Raw genomic sequence first — 5,716 nt, 5'->3', positions numbered from 1 at the left:
CGACCGACCTCTGTGCCGACGGCGCTCCCATAAGAGTAACACCAGTTTCATCAACGGTGGGTCCGCGAAGTCGGTGAAAACTGATACCAATCTCCTTGATCGTGACCGATCAAGGAGATTTTTCGTTCCCTCAGATGCCGGGCGGGCGCATCCGCGCCCTTGGCTTACGCGGGCACGGGCCCGCGGGCCGGCAGTCGCCGGCCTCCAATCCGCCAAGGGTCAAACCCTCGGCGGATTGGTATGAGCGGATGCCCCCGTTCCATCCAAGCAAGGGCGGTATCCGCAGCGGCCGGGTGCCCAGGCCGGCCCACCCGTGCTAGAACCCCGCCGCCATAGCGAGAGAGGGAGGCGGCGATGAAGATCCTGGTCGTGGGTTCGGGTGGGCGTGAACATGCGCTGTGCTGGGCCGTCGCCCGTTCGCCCCTGTGCGACAAGCTTTATTGCGCGCCCGGTAATGCCGGCATCGCCGCTGTCGCCGAATGTGTGGATATATCCGGCAACAAGATCGACGCGATCACCGATTTCGCTACGGCCAACGCCATTGATTTCGTCATTGTCGGGCCGGAGGAGCCGCTGGTGCTGGGGCTGGCTGACAAGCTGCGCGCCGCCGGCATCCCCACCTTCGGCCCGTCGGCTGCCGCCGCCGCCCTGGAAGGTTCCAAGGGGTTCATGAAGGATGCGGTGGCGCGGTTCGGCGTGCCCACCGCCGCCTATGGCCGCTTCACCGACCGCGACGCCGCCCGCGCCTTTGTGGCCAAGCAGGGCGCGCCGATTGTGGTGAAGACCGACGGGCTGGCCGCCGGCAAGGGTGTCACCATCTGCCAGAATGTCGATGAAGCTTTTACCGCCATTGACGAGGCGATGGTGGGCCGCCGCTTCGGCGATGCCGGGGCCGAGCTGGTGATTGAGGAATTCCTGGATGGGGAGGAGGCCAGCTTCTTCGCCATCTGCGACGGCACCAACGCCGTGGCCCTGGCCGGCGCGCAGGACCATAAGCGCGCCTTTGATGGCGACCAGGGGCCGAACACCGGCGGCATGGGCACCTACAGCCCTGCCCCGGTGCTGACGCCGGCGATTGAGGCGGAGATCATGGACACGATGATCCTGCCCACGGTGCGCGGCATGGCGGCAGAGGGCAAGCCGTTTGTCGGCGTGCTGTTCGCCGGCATCATGGTGGTGAACGGCCCGGACGGAAAGTCGGTGCCCAAGCTGTTGGAATATAATGTCCGCTTCGGCGACCCGGAATGCCAGGTGCTGATGCGCCGCCTGAAATCCGATCTGGTGGAACTGCTGTTGGCCGCTGCCCAGGGTGATGTTTTCGGCCAGCAGCCGCAATGGCATGATGAAGCCGCACTTTGCGTGGTGATGGCGGCGGAAGGCTATCCGGGCGATTACCAGAAGGGTACGCGCATCGGTAATCTGGCCGCTGCCGGGCAGGTGCCGGGCGTGGAAATCTTCCATGCCGGCACCAAGCCGGGGCCGGATGGGGCGGTGCTTGCCAATGGCGGCCGCGTGCTGGGCGTGACGGCGGGTGCCGCCCGCATTGCTGAAGCGCGGGAGCTGGCCTATCGCGCCGTCGATCTGATCGACTGGAAGGAAGGCTTCTGCCGCCGCGATATCGCTTGGCGGGCTATCGCGCGGGGGTTGTAAGCCTAATTCCGGGGCGGCTGGAGACTTGTGCTTGCCGCCCCGGTGCCTTGCCCGTAATCTGCCCCGGATTTCATTCATTTATCGGTCGGGCGATGGACGCGGGCAGCTTTATTGACTATTGGAATGGTCGCGGCGGTTCGGAGCGCTCCAATTACCAGAAATTCATTAATGAGTTGTGCGCCCTGATCGGCGTGGCGGCACCAGAGGCCAGCCATGCCGAAGATGCGCGCAACGAATATGTCTTTGAAAAACGCGTTCGCGCCATGGATTTGGAGGGCGAGGACGGGCGCTATAACTTCATTGATTGCTATAAGCGCAAACATTTTGTGCTGGAGGCCAAGCAATCAAACAAGCGCATGGTCTACCCCCCCCCGCAAGTAATTGATTTATTTGGAGAAAATTTAACCCCCAAGCCAAAAGCCAGTCTGGCCGCCTGGGACCGGATGATGAAGCAGGCCCGGCAACAGGCGGAAAATTACGCCAAATATCTGCCGGAATGGCCGCCTTTCCTGCTGGTGGTGGATGTGGGGCATGTGATTGAAATCTATGCTGATTTCACTGGCCTGGGCAAACGCTACAAACCCTTTCCCGACAGCCGCTCCCACCGCATCGCCATTCCCGATCTGGCCGACCCGGCGATCCGGGAACGGCTGCGCGCCATCTGGACTGATCCCTTGTCGCTGGACCCGGCGGCCAAGCGGGCGGAGGTGACGAAGGATATCGCCTATCGGCTGGCCCGCATGGCGCGGTCACTGGAAAAGCGGCATGATCGCAAGGAGGTGGCGCTGTTCCTGATGCGCTGTCTGTTCACCGCCTTTGCGGAGGATGTGGGCCTGCTGCCGACAGATGCCTTCCTGAAACTGTTGAAACAGGCGGAGGGCAACCCGCAATTCCTGCCGCGTTACCTGACGCCGTTCTGGCGATCCATGGATAAGGGCAGTGACTTTGACCCGATGATCGGCGCGCCCGTGCGTTATTTCAACGGCGGCCTGTTCAAGAATGCCCAGGCCCTGCCGCTGACGGCAGACGAGTTGGCGGAACTGGTGACGGCGTGCCAACGCGATTGGCGCCATGTGGAACCGGCCATTTTCGGTACCCTGCTGGAAAATGCCCTGGATGCGCAAGAACGCGGGCGGCTGGGTGCCCATTTCACCCCGCGCGCCTATGTGGAACGGCTGGTCATCCCCACGGTGATCGAACCGCTGCAGGCCGAATTCCGCGCCACCTTGGCCCTGGCGGAGGGGCGGCGCGCGGCGGGCGATATCAAGGGCGCGGTGGAACTGATCCGCGCCTTCCACCGCGATCTTTGCCAGGTGAAGGTGCTGGACCCGGCCTGTGGCACGGGCAACTTCCTTTATGTCAGCCTGGAATTGATGAAGGAACTGGAAGGGGAGGTGCTGCTGGCGCTGGAGGAGCTGGGGGCGGGAGCCCAGGCGGTGCTGGATATGCAGGGCCTGACCGTGGGGCCGCAGCAATTTATCGGGCTGGAGAAGAATGGCGGGGCCGTGCCCATTGCCGAACTGGTGCTGTGGCTGGGGCATTTGCAGGGGCATCTGCGCCTGCGCGGGCCGGAAAGCCTGTCCGACCCCATCCTGAAACCCATTGAAACCGTGCGGGAGATGGATGCCGTTCTGTCCTGGAAGAAACAGGAACTGGTGCTGGGGCCGGATGGCACGCCGGTGGCCCGCTGGGATGGCGTATCGATGCGCACCGACCCGCTGACCGGGCGGCAGGTGCCGGATGAAACCCAGACCCGCCCGTTATACCATTACAGCGAGCCCAAGCCCGCCCCCTGGCCCAAGGCTGATTTCATTGTCGGCAACCCGCCCTTCATCGGCGGCAAGGATTTGCGCCAGGAACTGGGGGATGGCTATGCAGAGGCGTTGTGGGCCGCCTATCCGCAGATGCCGGGCGGGGCGGATTTCGTGATGTATTGGTGGGACCGCGCCGCCGATCTGGTGCGCGACGGCAAGGCGCGGCGTTTCGGTTTCATCACCACCAATTCCATCACCCAGACCTTCAGCCGCCGGGTGATCAAGCGGCATCTGGATGCGAAAAAGCCGCTGCATCTGTCCTTTGCCATTCCCGACCATCCCTGGGCCGACGCCCATGGCTCCGCCGCCGTGCGCGTGGCCCTGACCGTGGGCGTGGCCGGGCCGGGCGAGGGGCTGTTGAAACAGGTGGTGCGGGAAGGGGAGGCCAACCCCAATGATGGGGCCATCGCGGTGGATTTCGCCATCGAACAGGGGGTGATCCTGGCGGATCTGACGATTGGGGCGGATGTGGTGGGGGCTGTGCCGTTGCAGGCGAATGAAGGGATTTCCAGCCCTGGGGTGAAGCTGCATGGTTCCGGCTTCCTTGTTACCCCGGCGCAGGCAGCAGGCTTGGGGCTGGGTAAGGTGCCCGGCCTGGAAAACCATATTCGCCATTACCGCAATGGACGCGATCTGACCGGCAACAATCGTGGTTTCATGGCGATTGATCTGTTCGGCTTGACCGCAGATGAAGTACGCCAGCGCTATCCGGCAGTTTATCAGTGGGTTTCCGATCAGGTGAAGCCGGAGCGTGATCAGAATAACCGCGCTACCTATCGGGATAATTGGTGGATTTTTGGGGAGCCCAGGCGGGAGTTGCGGCCGGCCCTCGCCCATCTCCCCCGCTATATCGCCACCGTTGAAACGGCCAAGCACCGCATTTTCCAGTTCCTGGATATCAGCATCCTGCCGGATAACAAATTGATCGGCATTGCCCTGCCGGCGGCGTTCCATCTGGGCATTCTCAGCAGCCGCATTCACACAAGCTGGGCCTTGGCGGCGGGGGGCTGGCTGGGCTTTGGCAATGATCCGGTCTATGTCAAAACCCGCTGTTTTGATGCTTTCCCCTTCCCCCTCCTCACCCCCGCCCAAGAGGCCCGGATCGGGGCGCTGGCGGAGGAGTTGGATGGGTTGCGCAAGCGGGTGCTGGCCGACAATGACGGGCGGTTCACCCTGACCGACCTGTATAATGTGCTGGAAAAACGCCAGGCGGGGGCCGCCTTCACCCCGGCGGAAAAGGACATTTATGATGCCGGCCATGTCGGCGTGCTGCTGGACCTGCACCGTGATCTGGATGCGGCGGTGGCCGATGCCTATGGCTGGCCGGTGGACTTAGCAGACCGGGATATCCTGATGCGGCTGGTGGCGCTGAACAAACAACGCGCGGCGGAGGAGGCGCAGGGCCTGATCCGTTGGCTGCGCCCGGAATTCCAGAACCCCGCCGGTACGGTTGTACAGACCCAGCTTGTCGCCGATCTGGGCGACACCGCTGTGGCGGCCAAGCGTCCTTCCTGGCCCAAGCTGCCGGCCGAACAGGTCCACGCCCTGCTGCGCACCCTGGCCGCCGCCAATACCGCCTTGCCGGCGGATGCCGTGGCCCGCCAATTCAAGGGTGCCCGCGGCAAGGCGGTGCAGGATATGCTGGACCTGTTGGTTTCCATCGGCCAGGCCCGCCGCATCGGTCCTGGCCGTTATGCGGCTTGATGGAGAAGCGATCATGCGTACAGGCAAGGCACGGCAGATTTGTGCCAATCACCATGCTGTTTACTGCGCCATCTGCGGGTTGACCCAGATGTCGGTTCTGGATGTGGCGCATCTGGATAATCAGCCGGGCAATGATGAGCCGGATAATCTGGCGTGGCTGTGCAAGACGCATCACCGCATGTTGGATTGCGGCCTGTACCCCATGGCGGGCGTGAAGATGCTGCGCGATCACTGGACCGCCTGGCACCAGGCCGGTGCCAAACCGGACCATGGGCTTTACATCAAGGACGGCGCCATCAAGGCCGCCAAAACACGCCGCGCCAGCGAGATCGCTCGTCGCGCCGCCGCCACCCGCGCCGCCCGAAAGGCCGCAGCGAAGACATTGCCCGATACTGTTTAAAGCAGAGGCTACTCATGGGGCCTGATCGGGCTGTCACAGCTCGATCAGGTTGCCCTAGTACTACAGTTGCGGTTATTGATTTATCGTGATTCCCTGTGCCTTCGGGATATGGAGGTTGAGGCATGGGAGTATCGGATTGGTCTGGGAC

At 63.2% G+C, this 5,716-nt stretch carries 3 protein-coding genes; all 3 read left to right on the top strand.

Annotated features, from left to right (window positions below; translation table 11 throughout):
- The first annotated feature begins 354 nt into the window (after positions 1-354).
- The 3 genes from purD to CHB97_RS25415 all read left to right on the top strand — a co-directional run bounded on the left by purD (position 355) and on the right by CHB97_RS25415 (position 5,568).
- Positions 355-1,650 carry a phosphoribosylamine--glycine ligase gene (gene purD, locus CHB97_RS25425; RefSeq protein WP_089290827.1) on the top strand — a complete coding sequence of 432 codons (1,296 nt, stop codon included), beginning with the start codon at positions 355-357 and terminating at the stop codon, positions 1,648-1,650.
- Positions 1,651-1,742: 92 nt separating this feature from the next.
- Positions 1,743-5,168 (top strand): DNA methyltransferase, encoded by a 3,426-nt coding sequence (locus CHB97_RS25420; protein ID WP_089290826.1) that lies wholly within the window; start codon positions 1,743-1,745, stop codon positions 5,166-5,168.
- 13 nt (positions 5,169-5,181) lie between these two features.
- The gene (locus tag CHB97_RS25415; protein WP_089290825.1) at positions 5,182-5,568 is read left to right on the top strand and encodes an HNH endonuclease; all 387 of its coding nucleotides are present in this window, start codon (positions 5,182-5,184) and stop codon (positions 5,566-5,568) included.
- The last annotated feature ends 148 nt before the right edge of the window (positions 5,569-5,716 follow it).

This window comes from Azospirillum sp. RU38E (assembly GCF_900188385.1).
Taxonomy (GTDB): domain Bacteria; phylum Pseudomonadota; class Alphaproteobacteria; order Azospirillales; family Azospirillaceae; genus Niveispirillum.
Note: the sequence above shows the minus strand (reverse complement) of the source record. Positions and strands in the feature narration are given on the sequence as shown.

Excerpts from the sequence above, each read along its gene's own strand:
- CHB97_RS25420 (WP_089290826.1), top strand. The coding sequence starts at position 1,743 with ATGGACGCGGGCAGCTTTATTGACTATTGGAATGGTCGCGGCGGTTCG.
- purD (WP_089290827.1), top strand. The coding sequence starts at position 355 with ATGAAGATCCTGGTCGTGGGTTCGGGTGGGCGTGAACATGCGCTGTGC.
- CHB97_RS25415 (WP_089290825.1), top strand. The coding sequence starts at position 5,182 with ATGCGTACAGGCAAGGCACGGCAGATTTGTGCCAATCACCATGCTGTT.